Genomic DNA, 15,655 nt, shown 5'->3' with positions numbered 1-15,655 from the left:
AATATATCAATGGCTTCTACAATCCGCGCCGCCGACACTCAGCACTGGGCTGGAAAAGCCCCGTCGCTTTCGAACGGAAAGCGGCATAAACGAGCACTTGGGGCGGCACGAAAGCGCGACAGGTCCAATGAGCATAGGATCGATCGGCGGAGCAGGTCTGCGCCGTGACGACCGCGACTCTTCAAGGAACTCGCGAAGATAGTCTGAAAGACTGAGCCCATGGGATCGCGCCTTGGCACCCCACCGTTCCCGTTCCTTCTGAGAGCATTTCACGTGCAGCGACAGGCCACGAGGTTCTCGTATTTTAGCTTTGCTCATTGATCGCCTCCATTGCAGTACATCTGGCGACTTGAAATTGGGTTGGGGTTGAGGGGAAGGGGCGCAGCATCCCTTCCCTCACAAGTTGCGGTGGCGTAGCCACAAGCGTAACCTTGCTCCTATTCACTGCTGGCAGATATGGGTAGCTCATAATGCCCCGCCTTTCTGCATCAGAGAACTTGTCAGCTCACCAATTATGCTATCCAGAATCGCAATCTGTCTGGCCTCCTTTCGAGCTAATTCTGTGAAAGAAGCAGCCGCGTTATCGACCCCATATTCTCCATTTCGTTGCGAATTTCGGTCAGCCACAATCAAGCAAAGCGCAGTTTTCGCTTCGCCAATTCGCGTGCACATTTCTCCCCACAACCGACTGGAAATGCCTAGTTCATGGGCAAGATCATGTGTCGCTCGAGTGATCGACAGCCAGTTCGGAGGGGCACCACAGGCATACAGATCAATGTATTCGCCAAGTTTAGTTCCCGCTAACAACCGAGCATGAGCAGGACTGGTGTTCAGCCTACCATTCCCTGACGGCCTTGCAGCAATACGAGTTATGTTTTTCTTTTCTTTGTTCGTAATGAGTCGGACATTTTTGTCTGACCCGACGGACACTCCTGGCTGACCGCTGACTGTCGAAAAATCAGCAAGCACAGCTTCCAGCGCCTCGGCGATCTTTTTCATTTTGTCGATGTCATTCAGTTCGGTTGGGCGACGTCGTGGCAAAATACTGGTCGCTGCGACATCGGCCTCGTCATTTTCGAGCTCGCGTATCTGTTTAAAGAGATCCTGAATTTGCTCGCGCAGTCGTTTGTGATTTTCATCGGCTTGCATTTGGCGGCTTACCAGAAACCGAATATAATCCGTTTGTTCAATGAGCGGAGCAAGGTTGATGCCTGCCGCCCGCTTGATTACGCCGTCTGAGCGCTCACCAGAACGGCTTTTGCGTTCAGGGTAAGTGCGCTTGATCAGATCGGCGTCAACGAGTTCAGCCTCGATTCTCCCGATTTGGCGCTTCGATAAACGAAAGACGGTTCCTAGCCGCTCCAGCGAATGCCAGATAGCGCAAATCCTGCCTTGCTGGAAATCAGACGGCTGGCAGTTATCAATCACGAATTCGAGATACTTAAGTGCGCCGCTCGACAGGCCGAGCGCGATTTTTGCCTGCTGTAGCAGCAATTTCAATCGGTAAGGTGTAATGTCGGCGGGAAGGCCCTTGTGCGTTAGCCGAACACTCATGCCGTACCGCCTGACAGCAACTTGCCATGTTGATTGTCACTTGATTTCTCGGCGTAGTTCTGGATAATTTCCTTTGTAAAGCTGGACGCTTTTGTTTTTGAATTGATCCTGGCTTCGGTTGCCGCCGAGCCGGGATTTTTCTTTTCATGGCATCGGTAGAATTTTCTAGTCGTTGGAACGGACTGTACGGGTTTTGTACCGGTGTTCTTTACATGTTCCCGTACAGAAGCTGCAAAATCCTGCATGATCTTGCTAAGCGGATAAGCGAAGAGGGCGCAATGCCCTGTATTTATTGGCAGGTTTGGTGACCCCGGCAGGATTCGAACCTGCAACCTGCCCCTTAGGAGGGGGCTGCTCTATCCAGTTGAGCCACGGGGCCTTGCTGTGATCCTTGCCGCGCTTTTCATGGATGGTCAACGGGGAACCACGTTTGGTGACCTATCCCTTGGACAAGCCCACTGAGAATGTCTAACAAGGGATAACGATACTATCAGGATCACACCGTGAACCCACCACCACGCCGCCCGCTTACCCTTCGTGATGTGTCTGAGGCCTCTGGCGTCAGTGAAATGACTGTTAGTCGCGTTCTGCGCAATAAAGGGGACGTGAGTGCTGCGACCCGAACAAAAGTTCAGGATGCTGCGAAGCGTTTGGGGTACGTGCCCAACAAGATCGCCGGATCTTTGGCATCGAGCCGTGTTAATCTGATCGCCGTTGTTATCCCGTCGCTTAGCAACATGGTTTTTCCAGAAGTGCTGTCTGGCATTTCGGAACGGTTGGAAAGCACAGGTCTGCAACCCGTTGTCGGCGTCACGGACTACCTTGTTGAAAAAGAAGAACAAGTTCTGTTTGAAATGCTGAGCTGGCGTCCGTCTGGTGTGATTATCGCGGGCCTGGAGCATTCCGAAGCGTCAGAAGCGATGTTGCGCCAAGCTGGCATTCCGGTTGTTGAGATTATGGACGTTGATGGTGTTCCAATCGACGCCTGTGTCGGGATTTCGCACCGTCGTGCCGGTCGGATGATGGCAGAACAGATCATTGGTGCCGGTTACGAACGCATCGGTTTCATGGGAACCAAAATGCCGCGAGATCACCGTGCGCGTAAACGTTTCGAAGGTTTTACGCGGACGCTGGCCAAAGCCGGTATCGAGATTGCGGATCAGGATTTCTATTCGGGTGGTTCTGCCTTGGCAAAGGGTCGCGAGATGACCCAGGCCATGTTGGAGCGCACCCCTGACGTCGATTTTCTATATTTTTCGAACGACATGATCGGGGCTGGTGGTCTGCTTTATCTTCTGGAGAAGGGGATCGACGTGCCGGGCCAGATTGGTCTTGCTGGGTTTAACGGCGTGGAATTGCTGGATGGCTTGCCCAAGCAGTTGGCGACGATGGATGCCTGCCGGAAAGAGATTGGTCAGACCGCGGCCGAAATGATTGCAAAGCACTACGCAGATGGTCCTGACAGCTATGAACGGCGGGTCGAGCTGGAACCAAAGCTGGCGCTGGGTCAAACCCTGCTGCGCCGTTAAGGTTTCGCCAGAAGTACCGTCGTTGCAAAGAACATCGCCTGTGATACGGCTGATGTAACGTGGCTTTCGTTGTAAGGTTTCGATATGAGGAATGCGGGTTCTGGCCTGTTGCCTGTCAAAAGCCGTTCTGGGAAAGCCGTGATGAAAATGACAGGTACCCCGCCAAATTCTTTCATCAGATCATGCGTCGCATCAATGCCAGACGACCCGTCTGCCAGCTGAATATCCGCAAGAATGAGATCCGGCTTCGTCTTTTTGCCAAGCTTGACGGCCTCTTCTCGTGTGCGCCCTACGCCAGTCACACGGTGGCCTGCGAGTTCCACGATCCGCGAAAGGTCTGATGCAATAATGGGTTCATCTTCGATGATCAGGATGAGCCCTTCGGACAACCGTTTCATGTCTGACTTGGCTCGCGCGATCAACGAGTGAACCGTTTCGATATCTGTATCGAGGATAATGCTGACCTGTTGCGAGGTGAATTCTTCGATGGTGCTCAACAGAAGGGCTTCGCGAGAATCGGGTGCAAGATCGGCGAGCCGTTTTTGCGCGTGCGCGTGGTCGCCTTGATCGATTGCCGATGGGGCAGTCGCCATCGCGGTCCATTGCTGGTGAAAAATCCTAAAGACAGCCACACGCAGCGGTGTATCAGCTATTAGTGCTGTCCGGTCGTTGAGTATTCTTTGAAGAGTTTCATAAGCCAGATCATCGCCGCTGGCCTGTGCCCCTGTAAGTGCGCGTGCATATCTGCGGAGGTAGGGTAATTCTATGGTAAGTTGGTCCGCAAGATCGTGCATAGTTCGACATCCGTTTATTCTTTAGTAGCTGGTAGGGAACAAAGTTAGCTGCAACGTTGTTGAGTTTGTACAGAGTAATGCCATTCCCTATGAGAAAGCCAGTAAATCATGTCAGAGGATGACCACGACCCATTACGGGGTGACGTCGATGCCCTGATAGATCAAAACTTGAAACTTATGTACCAAGAGCTTTTGAAAGAGAGCCTCCCGGACCGTTTTCAAGACCTTCTCGCCGTTATTCGGGCAGAGGATCAGTTGAACGCGAAAAAGGATGGTGACGCATGAGCGACACATATCGCGATGAGCTGATCAGCCATTTACCGGCGTTGCGCGCGTTTGCAATCAGTTTAACACGGTCCAGATCAGCAGCGGATGACGCCGTGCAAGACGCGGTTCTGAAGGCGCTGGTGAATTTCGACAAATATGAACCCGGAACGAATATGCGGGCTTGGCTGTTCACCATTTTGCGAAACACATATTATTCGTCTCGACGGAAATACCACCGTGAAGCCAGCGATCCTGATGGTTTGTTGACAGCCGGTTTGGCGGTGAAACCGGATCATGATGGTCGCCTGCAGTACAATGATTTCATGAAAGCGTTCAGCCAGCTTCCTGATGACCAACGCGAAGTGCTTATTCTGGTCGGGGCGTCCGGATTTTCCTATATCGAAGTGGCTGAAATGACGGGTGTGGCATTGGGCACCGTGAAAAGTCGTGTGAACCGTGCCCGTGCGCGCATTGCCGAGATTTTGGAATTGGGCGACGGCCCGATAGAATTGACCGATAAATCAACGATTGCAGTCGTTTCACGAAGCCTTTGAAACGCATGGTTTTTCGACCGTCAGATGCTCTGGTTGATCGTTACGGGCGACCGGTGGTCATTGCTGCGGTGTTGTTTGTCGTGGCCCTATTCGCGACCTTCTATGTGGGCGCAACGCACCGGCAGGATAACGCGATTGCCTTCGCGAAAGTGCATAGCTTGCTCGTTGCAACGACGTTTGAAACAGAACGCGGAGACTTCAATGCGGTCAGCGAAGCGGGGCGGGGCGACGGTCTATTGCACCTCGGACTGTATGGTCGTGATGGCGAATGGATCAGTGGCGATACGTTCGAATTTGATCTTGATGGCGTTGTTGTTGCGCCGACCGTCCTGTCAGAAAGGCCGACCATCGTGATCGGGGTGCCTGTTGCTGACGACATCGTAATTGCGGAGTGGGATCAAACGCTGATCTTACCGCAAACCTGGCGTTTGGATCGTTATGCGTTTCTGGGTATCGCGAGTTTGCTTGCGATTTTCACGGGTTGTGCAGTTTGGCATGATCGATCTGCGCGTCAGACCAAGCAGTTGCGCCGTCGGATGAGCCGGTTCTTGCAGACCGGTGAACATCAGCCTCAAACATCGACCACCCACATGTCACCCGACCTTGCGCGGTTATATGCAGCTTTTGACAAAATGGCTGAAAGCAGCGTTGCTGATGTTGAAAAAGCTAAACAGTCGACTGCCGAAAAATACGTTTTGATCCGCGAAGTGCATCATCGCGTGAAGAACAATCTTCAAATGATGTCGTCGATCCTAAGCATGCATCTTCGCGATACAAAGAACCCTGAAATGATCAGCGTTCTTCGGCGAATACAAGATCGGGTGATTAGCTTGGCTACGGTCCATGCTGATTTGTATCAATCCAGCACGGCGGGGGCGGTGCCAGTCGCACCTTTGCTGAATGAAATCGTGGATCGTGTCGAACAAGTTGCCCGATCACTTGGCCAATCCCTAACCATTTCGCGCGAAATTTCCGAGGCAAGTTTACTGCCCGATCAAGCGGTTCCGCTGTCATTGCTGACGGCTGAAGCATTGAATATCGCTTTGAAGGACGTCGTGCCAACAGGCCAAGTTCCTGAAGTTTTGCTGTTGTCGTTCCGCGCTGGCAACCGATGTGTGCTGTCAGTGGAAATCCGAGATCGAAACCTAAAAGAAGCCACGCCCGCGAGCATCGGCCAGCAATTACTGGAAGCGTTTGCGACGCAATTGCATGCAGATTTTACGCGTACCCGCGACGCTGACCTTCTGCGGTTTACTTTCAGTTTTGAAGTTGTCGCTTAAAGGCGGTCTCTTAAGCTGTAGTAGATCATCGCCGCGGCGAGCAGTGGCGCGCGCAGGCGTGATCCACCAGGGAATGCTGTTGTGGGAACCGATGCCATGAGGTCAAATTTTTCGGCCTGCCCTGCGATTGCATCAGCTGCGAGTTTTCCGCTTAGGGTCGCCATGGCAACGCCATGCCCCGAATATCCGCTGGCCGTGAGCACATTGCCAGCCAGTCGGGCAAAGTGGGGCATTCTGTTCATCGTGATCCCAAGGGTGCCGCCCCAAGCATAGTCTATTTTTACGTTCTTTAGTTGGGGAAAAATTTCAGACATCGGTTTGCGGACAGTTGCCGCAATGTCTTTGGGGAAGCGGTAACCGTAGCTTTCGCCGCCGCCGAACAGCATGCGATTGTCATCGGACAAGCGGAAATAATTGATAACAAATTTACTGTCCGCGACGGCGTGATTATACCGGATCAGGTTTTTGGCTGTATGATCATCAAGCGGTTCTGTCGCGGCGATGAAGTTGTTGATCGGCATGACCTTTTTGGCGACCTTGCCATCTAAAGCGCCAAGGTATCCGTTACAGCCAAGCACCACATAGGACGCTGAGATATCAGCATGTTCTGTCGTGATTTTAGCAGGCGTTCCACGCGACAAGTTGTTTACTTTGCTGTTTTCGAAAATGCGCACGCCCGCTGATTGCGCCGCCCGCGCAAGGCCAAGTGCATACCGCAACGGGTGAATGTGGCCGCTACCCATATCCAATGTGCCACCGTGATATGCTGGCGATCCGACGTGATCGTGCATCGCGTTGCGATCCAGTGTCGTGACCTGCGTGTAGCCGTAAACGCGTTCCAGATGTGCTGCATATGCGTGGTAATCGGGCACAAAACGGGCGCGATGGGCTGCTTCGATGACGCCGTCATGGAACGGTACATCCATGTCGTGTTGTTTGATCAGGTCTTTGACGAGTTGAACGGAGTCGAGCGATAGGTCCCACAGCGCTTTCGCGGGGCCCATACCAACCATTTTTTCCACGCTGTCCATTTCGACGCGCTGACCGGTCGCGACCTGACCGCCATTGCGTCCCGATGCGCCGAAACCTACGCGCTGTGCCTCTAGTAGGACGACATCGTATCCCTTTTCCGCCAGATGCAACGCCGCAGACAAACCCGTGTAGCCGCCGCCAACGACGCATACATCGCAAGTGATCGCGCCCTTTGCCGTCGCGAAGGGCGGAAGTTGAGGCGCGGTCGCGGCGTAGTAGGATGCGGGATATGCGCCCTGCGTATCGTTGGCTGTGAGCAGATCGAGCGTCACGCTGTCATGTGCCCTTCAGATTTCGCCCAAGCGTATGTTTCATCCAGCGACTGCACCGCGCGATCGATCAAAGTGTCGATTTCGTCTTTCTTGATTACAAGCGGCGGCGAAATAATCATGCGGTCTCCCACATGACGCATCACGAGCCCGTTTTCAAAGCAACGAGTCCGGCAATAATACCCCATCGCACCGGGTGTTTTGAACGCAGCACGGCTTTCTTTATGCGGTGTCATGGCGACCGAAGCCATCATCCCCTTGATGGATGCTTGGCCAATCAGCGGGTGGTCGGTCAGCGCTTCCCATTTCTCTTTTAAATACGGCGCCGTTTCATCGCGCACGGTTTCAACGATACGTTCCTCTTCCAAGATACGCAGGTTTTCCAATGCAACGGCCGCAGACACAGGATGGCCTGAATAAGTGTATCCGTGGTTAAAATCGCCAGCATTGTTGATCACATCGGCGACTTCATCACAGACCAATGATCCGCCAATCGGCGCATATCCGGACGAGAGACCCTTGGCGATTGTCATGATATGCGGCTTGATGTTGTAGGTTGTGGACCCGAACCATTCGCCGGTGCGTCCAAAACCGCAGATTACTTCATCCGCGATCAATAGGATGTCATGCGCGTCACAAATGCGCTGAATTTCAGGCCAGTAGGTTTCAGGTGGAACGATCACGCCGCCTGCACCCTGCACGGGTTCCGCGATGAACGCCGCGATTTTGTCTTCGCCGTAGTGGGCAATTGCGGCCTCGAGCTGGCGTGCACGTTTAAGGCCAAATTCTTCTGGCGACATATCACCACCTTCGGCCCACCAGTTCGGCTGATCGATGTGATGCACGTCGGGAATCGGCAGTCCGCCCTGTTGGTGCATCGGAATCATGCCACCAAGGCTTGCGCCGCCCAAGGTCGAACCGTGGTAGCCGTTCTTGCGGCTGATGATGATCTTTTTCTCTGGCTGGCCTTTTGCAGACCAGTAATGGCGCACCATCCGGATGTTCGTGTCGTTGGCTTCGGACCCCGAACCTGCGTAAAACACATTGTTGAACCCGTCAGGTGCAAGTTCGGCCAGCTTCGCAGACAGGGCGATCACAGGCACATGTGTCGTCATAAAGAACGTGTTGTAATAGGGCAGTTCACGCATCTGGCGCGATGCGGCTTCGGCCAGTTCATCACGTCCATAGCCGATATTCACGCACCAGAGGCCAGCCATCGCATCAAGTAATGTTTTACCTTCACTGTCTGTCAGCGTGACACCTTTTGCAGAGGTAATGACCCGTGCACCTGCGGCAGCCAGTTCTGCGCCGGCGGTAAATGGATGCATGTGATGGGCTGCATCAAGTGCCTGCAATTCGGCAGTCGGCATATGGTTTGAGATCTTATTCATCAGATGCATCCTATTTGGGCTGGGACATGCCACCTTGCGTTGTGCCGCAGTCCGAATGCGGAGCCGCAAGACCTGTTTGTATTGCAATGGCTGAATGAAATTGATCATATCAACCATACGAGAGCAAGAGACTCTCAAAGCCATCGACGGGAGATACCGATGAAAAAGATTGCTTTGCTGCTGGCCACGACGACTTTTGCCAGTGCGGCATTTGCCGAAGAAGTCCGGGTCTACAATTGGTCCGACTACATCGACGAAGAGCTGCTTACCAAGTTTGAAGAAGAAACAGGTATCGACCTGATCTATGACGTTTTTGACAGCAACGAAGTGCTTGAAACGAAAATGCTGGCGGGATCGTCCGGTTACGATGTCGTGGTGCCGTCCGGGACGTTCTTACAACGCCAGATTTCTGCGGGTGCGTTTCAAGAATTGGACGCAGACCAACTGTCCAACGCAGGCAATCTTTGGGACGTGATTAAGGATCGTACCGCGCAGTATGATCCGAATAATGCCTATTCCATCAACTATATGTGGGGCACGACGGGCCTTGGTGTAAACGTTGGCAAGGTACAAGAAATTCTCGGTGAAGATGCACCGATCAATTCGCTCGATCTGGTGTTTAATCCTGAGAACATGGAAAAGTTGGCGGCCTGCGGTGTTCATTTTCTAGATGCGCCGGCCGAGATGATCCCGGCTGCATTGAACTACATCGGCGAAGATCCTGATAGCCAAGATCCTGATGTGATTGCCAAGACAGAAGATGTCCTGATGGCCGTGCGTCCGCATATTCAAAAGTTCCATTCGTCCGAATACATTAACGCGTTGGCGAACGGGGATATCTGTGTTGCATTCGGTTGGTCCGGTGATGTTTTGCAGGCACGGGATCGCGCATGGGAAGCCGACAATGGTGTCGAAATCGCCTACAACGCCCCCGTGGAAGGCGCTTTGATGTGGTTTGACCAGATGGCTATTCCAGCGGACGCACCGAACCCTGAAGCGGCGCATAAGTTCTTGAATTTCATCATGGATGCTCAGAACATGGCCGATGCGTCTAACTATGTTTATTACGCAAACGGCAATTTGGCGTCGCAAGAATTGCTGGTTGAGGACGTGATTGGTGACACCGCGATCTACCCAGATGCCGCGACGCTTGAAAATCTGTATACGACCACGCCGTATGACGCGCGCGTCCAGCGGTCTGTGACCCGTTTGTGGACGAAAGTGAAGTCTGGGACATAGCGCCAGCACAATGACAAAACGCGCACCGGATAGACCGGTGCGCGTGCGTTTCTTCAACATGTGAGACCCTAACATGGCGCAATCGCCGCAAGATGTTTTTGCCCCTTGGGAGGATGCCTCAGAAAAACCGCTGATCCGGTTTCGCAATGTGACGAAGAGATTTGGCGATTTTACTGCCATCGATGATCTGACGCTCGACATCTATGCAAAGGAATTCTTTGCACTTCTTGGCCCTTCAGGCTGCGGGAAGACGACCTTGATGCGGATGTTGGCCGGGTTTGAAAAACCGACGACGGGTTCGATTGAATTGGACGGGAAAGACATTGCGAATGTGCCGCCGAACCAACGCGCGGTGAACATGATGTTCCAGTCCTACGCGCTATTTCCGCATTTGACGGTGTATGACAACATCGCTTTTGGCTTGAAACGATCAGATATGGATCGCGCCGATATTCCTGCGCGGGTTGATGAAATGCTGCGCCTGACCCGCTTGCAAAAATTCGCGAAACGGAAACCTCATCAAATATCGGGGGGACAGCGGCAACGCGTTGCTTTGGCCAGATCGCTAGCGAAGGCCCCAAAATTGTTGCTGCTTGACGAACCGCTAGGCGCACTTGATAAGAAGCTGCGCCATGAAACCCAGTTTGAACTGATGGATATTCAGGAGAAAACTGAAACGACGTTTGTTATCGTCACGCACGACCAAGAAGAGGCGATGACCGTTGCGTCCCGCGTTGCGGTGATGGACGCCGGCGTGATCGTGCAGGTCGCAACCCCTGATCGGATTTATGAAACGCCAAATTCTGTGTATGTCGCTGATTTCATTGGTGAAGTGAATTTGATCGAAGGCCGTGCGATGGTTGCTGATGGGGTTGCCACGATTTCTTGGGCGGAAGGGCAGAAGCCGATTTCTGCGAAAACTGACCTGATTGGTGATGTCCGCTGCACCTATGCGATACGTCCCGAAAAGATCGCGATTTTACGCGATGAACCGCAGGATCGCCCTAACAAGGTGCAAGGCGCTGTGTTGGACATCGCCTATCTCGGCAATATTTCGACTTACCATGTTGAATTGCCGAATGGACAAATTATCAAAGCGCAAACCGCCAACGACCGGCGGATCGCGCGGCGCAGCTTTACGTGGGAAGACCGCGTTTGGCTTGCTTGGACCGACACCGCTGGTGTCGTGTTGACCGCGTAGGATGCGCCGCTTCATCCTCATTGCGGTTCCATATGTATGGTTGCTTGCGTTGTTCTTTGTGCCGTTCCTTATCGTGCTGCGCATCAGTTTTTCTTACTACGAACTGTCTATTCCCCCTTATGGTCCGCAGCTTGATATTGCTGCTGGGTGGGCAGGCATTAAGGCATTTTTTGCTGAACTGAACTGGGACAATTACGCCTTTCTGACCGGGGATGACCTGTATTGGAAAGCCTATCTATCCAGTTTGAAGATTGCGTTAATCGCCACATTCTTCACGCTTTTGGTTGGGTTTCCAATCGCTTACGGAATGGCCAAAGCTGCCGAAGAGTGGCGTCCGACCTTGATGATGTTGATTATTTTGCCGTTCTGGACATCGTTCCTGATCAGGGTCTACGCGTGGATCGGCATCCTTGGAACGGAAGGATATCTTAACCAGCTGCTGCTAGGTCTCGGAATCATTGATACGCCTTTGACGATCCTGAACACCAGCGTCGCCGTCTATATCGGGATCGTCTACACCTATCTGCCGTTCATGGTGCTGCCGATCTACGCCGCGTTGGAAAAGATGGACGACAGCCTGCTTGAAGCGGCGGAAGACCTTGGCTGCACCCGCACCCAAGCATTTTGGCTTGTGACGGCACCCCTCGCAAAGTCGGGCGTCATTGCTGGTTGCTTTCTCGTGTTCATTCCCGCGCTGGGCGAATTTGTCATCCCATCGCTGCTAGGTGGTTCAGACACACTGATGATAGGTAAGGTCTTGTGGGAAGAATTCTTTTCGAACCGTGACTGGCCGGTGGCATCGACGGTCGCGGTCATACTGTTGCTGATCTTGATCATCCCAATCATCCTGTTCCAGCGCAATGAGCAGAAGCAGCGGGAGCTGGACGGATGAGGCGCTTTAGCTGGTTCAATGCGACGTCGCTGACGTTGGGATTCGCGTTTCTCTATCTGCCGATGATCATCCTCGTGATCTACAGCTTCAATGAAAGCCGTTTGGTCACGGTATGGGCCGGATTTTCTGCAAAATGGTATGCCGAACTACTTCAAAACGATGCGTTTCTTGACGCGGCTTGGGTGACCGTCAAGGTGGGTTTCTGGTCATCAACGCTGGCCACTGTTCTTGGTGCGATGGCGGCATATGTCATGGTCCGTGGTGGCCGTTTCTTCGGGCGCACATTGTTTTCTGGCATGGTCTATGCGCCATTGGTTATGCCCGAAGTGATCACAGGACTTTCACTGCTACTTTTCTTTATTGCCATAGACTTAGATCGTGGCGTTTTGACGATTGTCTTGGCCCATACAACGTTTTCGATGTGTTATGTATCGGTCGTGGTATCATCGCGTTTGATCAGTTTTGATAAGTCACTGGAAGAGGCGGCGCTTGATCTTGGTTGCACTCCATTCGATGCGTTTCGATCCGTGACATTGCCGATTATCGCACCGTCCGTGATCGCGGGTTGGCTGCTGGCGTTTACCTTGTCGCTTGATGATTTAGTGATTGCATCTTTTGCGTCGGGTCCATCGTCTACGACGTTGCCAATCAAAATCTTTTCGGCGGTGCGGTTGGGTGTGACGCCTGAAATTAACGCACTATCAACAATCATGATCGGGATTGTCACAGGGGGTGTGATATGTGCATCTTTGGTCATGAAACGGAATGTTGCGCGGGCCAGAGCGGACGAAGCCCGCGCGGAGATGAACAGTTAGGCGAGCATCAACTAGCCCCTGTTGATCGACCATTAGGTTCAACGCCGCCTTCCGTGAGGTGCCGCTGACAAGAGGATATCAGCATGATCGAGAAACGTGATTTTTACATTAATGGCGCATGGGTTGCGCCGGCAATTGCGGCTGATCTGGCCGTCATTGACCCATCGACTGAACAGCAATGTGCCGTCATTTCTGTTGGTTCTCAGTCGGATACCGACGACGCTGTTGCAGCCGCAAAGGCTGCATTCCCTGCATGGTCTGCGACCCCTTTAGAAGAACGTCTTGCCGCATTGGAACGGCTTGAGGTGATCTATAAGGCGAAAAAGACAGAGATGTCGGAGGCGATGTCGCTGGAAATGGGGGCACCGAAGTCGCTGTCCGAGTCGTCTCAGTGGGGCGCAGGTGCTTGGCACATCAAGGAAGCAATCCGTGCGGCGCGCGCGTATGAGTTTGAACGCAAGAGCGGCGATGATTGGATTTACCACGAACCGATCGGCGTCGCCGCTTTGATTACGCCGTGGAACTGGCCCATGAACCAAGTCACGCTGAAGGTGATACCGGCGCTGGCTGTTGGGTGCACTGTTGTGCTGAAGCCGTCAGAGATTGCGCCGCTGTCTTCGATCCTTCTGGCCGAAATGATTGATGAAGCGGGTTTCCCCGTTGGCGTCTTTAACATGGTGAACGGCGACGGTGCCGGTGTCGGTTCGCAGCTGTCGGTGCATCCTGACGTTGATATGGTCAGCTTTACAGGATCAACGCGTGCGGGTGCTTTGATCACAAAGGCCGCTGCGGATAGCGTCAAACGTGTCAGTCTTGAGCTGGGCGGTAAGGGGGCAAATGTCATTTTCGCGGATGCCGATGAAAAGGCTGTTGCGCGTGGTGTTCGCCACTGTTTCCAAAACACGGGCCAGTCATGCAACGCGCCGACCCGTATGTTGGTTGAAGAAAGCATTTACGATCAAGTTGTCGAAACGGCCAAAGGGCTGGCTGAAAAGCAAGAAGTCGGGATCGCGCAAAAAGACGGTCGACACATCGGCCCATTGGTCAGCGATGTTCATTGGCACAAAGTGCAGGGTCTGATCCAAGATGGAATTGATGAAGGCGCGCGCCTTGTTGCTGGTGGCACAGGGCGTCCTGACGGCATGGACGTTGGTTATTTTGTGAAGCCCACGATTTTTGCCGACGTGAACAATGATATGAAGATCGCGCGCGAAGAAGTTTTTGGCCCGGTATTGGTGATAATTCCATTCAAGGACGAAGCCGACGCGTTGGCAATCGCAAATGATACGCCATACGGTTTGGGAAACTATGTACAGACCCAAGACCCTGAAAAGGCTAAGAGAATGGCGCGGGGGATGCGGTCGGGAATGGTCGAAGTTAACGGCAATTTCTTAGGCGGCGTGACCCCGTTTGGCGGGTATAAGCAGTCCGGAAACGGGCGCGAAGGATCTGTTTGGGGGCTTGGGGAATATCTCGAAGTGAAAGCTGTCGCAGGCATTTCTTAACTGGTTGACCTTATGGTGGTCGGGCGTAGGTTGGCACAGTTTTCAAAACTGAGGTGCACCATGTCCGACCATATCGATCCTGTGAAACTCGACCGGCTTGCCGAAGTCGCTGTGCGTACAGGTGTAAATCTTCAGAAGGGCCAGGATCTGGTAATCACGGCCCCGATGTCTGCATTGCCGCTGGTTCAGCGCATCGCCGTGCATGCCTATAAGGCAGGCGCTGGCGTTGTGATGCCGTTCTTTAGCGACGATGCAGTTACCTTGGCGCGTTATGAAAACGCCGACGATAGCAGTTTCGACCATGCGCCTGCGTGGTTCTACGAAGGTCTTGCCGCTGCATTTAAAGGTGGCGCCGCGCGTATGGCGATTACAGGCGATGATCCGATGCTGCTGGCTGATCAAGACCCAAGCAAAGTGGCGCGGCTGTCAAAAGCCACTTCAATCGCGGCAAAACCGGCGATGAACCCGATTGTGGGTTTTGAGGTGAACTGGAATATTGTCGCCTATCCAGGTGCCGCTTGGGCGGCGCGCGTCTTTCCAGATCTGACTGTGGAGGAAGCGCAAGGTAAGCTGATGGATGCGATTTACGATGCGTCTCGTTTGGACGGCGACGATCCGGTTGCGAATTGGGCAGATCACACAGCCGAACTGAAGAAGCGTGTGAAATGGCTGAACGATCAAAAATTTGACGCCCTGCATTACACCGGTCCGGGCACTGACCTGCAACTTGGCCTCGCTGAAGGTCATATTTGGAAGGGTGGGGCATCGCCTGCATTGAATGGTGTTGTGTGTCAGCCGAACATCCCGACTGAGGAAGTGTTTACGTGTCCGCATGCCTATAAGGTTGACGGTACGGTGTCCGCGACCAAGCCGCTTGCACACCAAGGTAACGTTATTGAAGATATTTCCGTCCGTTTTGAGGCAGGCAAAATCGTAGAAGCGACGGCGTCGAAAGGGCAAGATCAGCTTCGCGCATTACTCGCGACTGACGATGGGGCCAGCCGCATTGGCGAGGTTGCTTTGGTTCCGCACTCCAGCCCGATTTCGCAGTCCGGCGTGCTGTTTTTCAATACGTTGTTTGACGAAAATGCATCGTGCCACATTGCGCTTGGCCAATGCTATGCAGACACGATCGAAGGCGGATCTGAATTGGCACCCGAAGAGTTGCAACAAAAGGGCGGCAACCAAAGTCTGATCCACGTCGATTGGATGATGGGGTCGGACGCCGTTGATATCGATGGTGTGACGCTATCTGGCGAAAAAATACCCGTGATGCGCAAAGGCGAATGGGCGTTCTAAGTCGTTAATAAATAAAGAAAAGGCCCGCGCTGTG

Annotated in this window: 15 protein-coding genes and 1 tRNA gene; 10 read left to right on the top strand and 6 right to left on the bottom strand. The window is 53.1% G+C overall.

Annotated features, from left to right (window positions below; genetic code table 11):
- Positions 1-465: 465 nt before the first annotated feature.
- The 3 genes from MWU61_RS07850 to MWU61_RS07840 form a co-directional block, all read right to left on the bottom strand.
- A complete protein-coding gene (locus MWU61_RS07850; protein ID WP_247127730.1) occupies positions 466-1,554 on the bottom strand; it encodes a helix-turn-helix domain-containing protein in 1,089 nt (362 codons plus the stop codon).
- On the bottom strand, positions 1,551-1,886 hold the full coding sequence (locus MWU61_RS07845) for a hypothetical protein (RefSeq protein WP_247127729.1): 336 nt from the start codon (positions 1,884-1,886) through the stop codon (positions 1,551-1,553). The genes MWU61_RS07850 and MWU61_RS07845 overlap by 4 nt, the downstream gene beginning before the upstream one ends.
- Positions 1,857-1,933 (bottom strand) — tRNA-Arg (locus tag MWU61_RS07840). Before MWU61_RS07840 ends, MWU61_RS07845 begins: the two co-directional genes overlap by 30 nt.
- 124 nt (positions 1,934-2,057) lie before the next feature.
- Here MWU61_RS07840 and MWU61_RS07835 point away from each other — a divergent pair.
- Positions 2,058-3,083, top strand: a complete 1,026-nt coding sequence (locus tag MWU61_RS07835) for a LacI family DNA-binding transcriptional regulator (RefSeq protein ID WP_247127728.1) — start codon at positions 2,058-2,060, stop codon at positions 3,081-3,083.
- Here MWU61_RS07835 and MWU61_RS07830 read toward each other — a convergent pair.
- Positions 3,080-3,877 (bottom strand): response regulator, encoded by a 798-nt coding sequence (locus MWU61_RS07830; protein WP_247127727.1) that lies wholly within the window; start codon positions 3,875-3,877, stop codon positions 3,080-3,082. The genes MWU61_RS07835 and MWU61_RS07830 overlap by 4 nt on opposite strands.
- 108 nt (positions 3,878-3,985) lie before the next feature.
- Between MWU61_RS07830 and MWU61_RS19755 the strand changes: the two genes are divergently transcribed.
- From MWU61_RS19755 to MWU61_RS07815, 3 genes are read left to right on the top strand one after another with little or no spacing between them, the layout of a single operon-like run.
- Positions 3,986-4,162: a NepR family anti-sigma factor gene (locus MWU61_RS19755; RefSeq protein ID WP_281501988.1), complete on the top strand. Its 177-nt coding sequence runs from the start codon at positions 3,986-3,988 to the stop codon at positions 4,160-4,162.
- Entirely contained in the window at positions 4,159-4,698 is a 540-nt protein-coding gene (locus tag MWU61_RS07820) for an RNA polymerase sigma factor (protein WP_247127726.1), read from the top strand. The genes MWU61_RS19755 and MWU61_RS07820 overlap by 4 nt, the downstream gene beginning before the upstream one ends.
- 5 nt (positions 4,699-4,703) lie before the next feature.
- Positions 4,704-5,978: a sensor histidine kinase gene (locus MWU61_RS07815; RefSeq protein ID WP_247127725.1), complete on the top strand. Its 1,275-nt coding sequence runs from the start codon at positions 4,704-4,706 to the stop codon at positions 5,976-5,978.
- On the opposite strand, the gene MWU61_RS07810 is transcribed toward MWU61_RS07815, so the two are convergent.
- A complete protein-coding gene (locus tag MWU61_RS07810; protein ID WP_247127724.1) occupies positions 5,975-7,282 on the bottom strand; it encodes an FAD-binding oxidoreductase in 1,308 nt (435 codons plus the stop codon). The two genes, MWU61_RS07815 and MWU61_RS07810, sit on opposite strands and share 4 nt — an antisense overlap.
- Positions 7,279-8,670 carry an aspartate aminotransferase family protein gene (locus MWU61_RS07805; RefSeq protein ID WP_247127723.1) on the bottom strand — a complete coding sequence of 464 codons (1,392 nt, stop codon included), beginning with the start codon at positions 8,668-8,670 and terminating at the stop codon, positions 7,279-7,281. Before MWU61_RS07805 ends, MWU61_RS07810 begins: the two co-directional genes overlap by 4 nt.
- A gap of 159 nt (positions 8,671-8,829) precedes the next feature.
- Here MWU61_RS07805 and MWU61_RS07800 point away from each other — a divergent pair, with 159 nt between their 5' ends.
- The 6 genes from MWU61_RS07800 to MWU61_RS07775 all read left to right on the top strand — a co-directional run bounded on the left by MWU61_RS07800 (position 8,830) and on the right by MWU61_RS07775 (position 15,621).
- The gene (locus MWU61_RS07800) at positions 8,830-9,909 is read left to right on the top strand and encodes a polyamine ABC transporter substrate-binding protein (RefSeq protein ID WP_247127722.1); all 1,080 of its coding nucleotides are present in this window, start codon (positions 8,830-8,832) and stop codon (positions 9,907-9,909) included.
- A 73-nt stretch (positions 9,910-9,982) separates the two neighbouring features.
- A complete protein-coding gene (locus tag MWU61_RS07795; protein ID WP_247127721.1) occupies positions 9,983-11,110 on the top strand; it encodes an ABC transporter ATP-binding protein in 1,128 nt (375 codons plus the stop codon).
- 1 nt (position 11,111) lies between these two features.
- Positions 11,112-12,002, top strand: a complete 891-nt coding sequence (locus tag MWU61_RS07790) for an ABC transporter permease subunit (RefSeq protein ID WP_247127720.1) — start codon at positions 11,112-11,114, stop codon at positions 12,000-12,002.
- Positions 11,999-12,817, top strand: a complete 819-nt coding sequence (locus MWU61_RS07785; protein WP_247127719.1) for an ABC transporter permease subunit — start codon at positions 11,999-12,001, stop codon at positions 12,815-12,817. Before MWU61_RS07790 ends, MWU61_RS07785 begins: the two co-directional genes overlap by 4 nt.
- An 83-nt stretch (positions 12,818-12,900) precedes the next feature.
- Positions 12,901-14,322, top strand: coding sequence for an aldehyde dehydrogenase family protein (locus MWU61_RS07780; protein ID WP_247127718.1), 1,422 nt, complete (start codon positions 12,901-12,903; stop codon positions 14,320-14,322).
- A 60-nt stretch (positions 14,323-14,382) separates the two neighbouring features.
- Positions 14,383-15,621, top strand: a complete 1,239-nt coding sequence (locus MWU61_RS07775) for an aminopeptidase (RefSeq protein ID WP_247127717.1) — start codon at positions 14,383-14,385, stop codon at positions 15,619-15,621.
- Positions 15,622-15,655: the final 34 nt, after the last annotated feature.

It is taken from the genome of Loktanella sp. F6476L (assembly GCF_023015725.1).
Taxonomy (GTDB): domain Bacteria; phylum Pseudomonadota; class Alphaproteobacteria; order Rhodobacterales; family Rhodobacteraceae; genus Yoonia.
Note: the sequence above shows the minus strand (reverse complement) of the source record. Positions and strands in the feature narration are given on the sequence as shown.

Excerpts from the sequence above, each read along its gene's own strand:
- MWU61_RS07790 (WP_247127720.1), top strand. The coding sequence starts at position 11,112 with ATGCGCCGCTTCATCCTCATTGCGGTTCCATATGTATGGTTGCTTGCG.
- MWU61_RS07780 (WP_247127718.1), top strand. The coding sequence starts at position 12,901 with ATGATCGAGAAACGTGATTTTTACATTAATGGCGCATGGGTTGCGCCG.
- MWU61_RS07805 (WP_247127723.1), bottom strand. The coding sequence starts at position 8,670 with ATGAATAAGATCTCAAACCATATGCCGACTGCCGAATTGCAGGCACTT.
- MWU61_RS07800 (WP_247127722.1), top strand. The coding sequence starts at position 8,830 with ATGAAAAAGATTGCTTTGCTGCTGGCCACGACGACTTTTGCCAGTGCG.
- MWU61_RS07830 (WP_247127727.1), bottom strand. The coding sequence starts at position 3,877 with ATGCACGATCTTGCGGACCAACTTACCATAGAATTACCCTACCTCCGC.
- MWU61_RS07795 (WP_247127721.1), top strand. The coding sequence starts at position 9,983 with ATGGCGCAATCGCCGCAAGATGTTTTTGCCCCTTGGGAGGATGCCTCA.
- MWU61_RS07820 (WP_247127726.1), top strand. The coding sequence starts at position 4,159 with ATGAGCGACACATATCGCGATGAGCTGATCAGCCATTTACCGGCGTTG.
- MWU61_RS07850 (WP_247127730.1), bottom strand. The coding sequence starts at position 1,554 with ATGAGTGTTCGGCTAACGCACAAGGGCCTTCCCGCCGACATTACACCT.
- MWU61_RS07785 (WP_247127719.1), top strand. The coding sequence starts at position 11,999 with ATGAGGCGCTTTAGCTGGTTCAATGCGACGTCGCTGACGTTGGGATTC.
- MWU61_RS07775 (WP_247127717.1), top strand. The coding sequence starts at position 14,383 with ATGTCCGACCATATCGATCCTGTGAAACTCGACCGGCTTGCCGAAGTC.
- MWU61_RS19755 (WP_281501988.1), top strand. The coding sequence starts at position 3,986 with ATGTCAGAGGATGACCACGACCCATTACGGGGTGACGTCGATGCCCTG.
- MWU61_RS07815 (WP_247127725.1), top strand. The coding sequence starts at position 4,704 with ATGGTTTTTCGACCGTCAGATGCTCTGGTTGATCGTTACGGGCGACCG.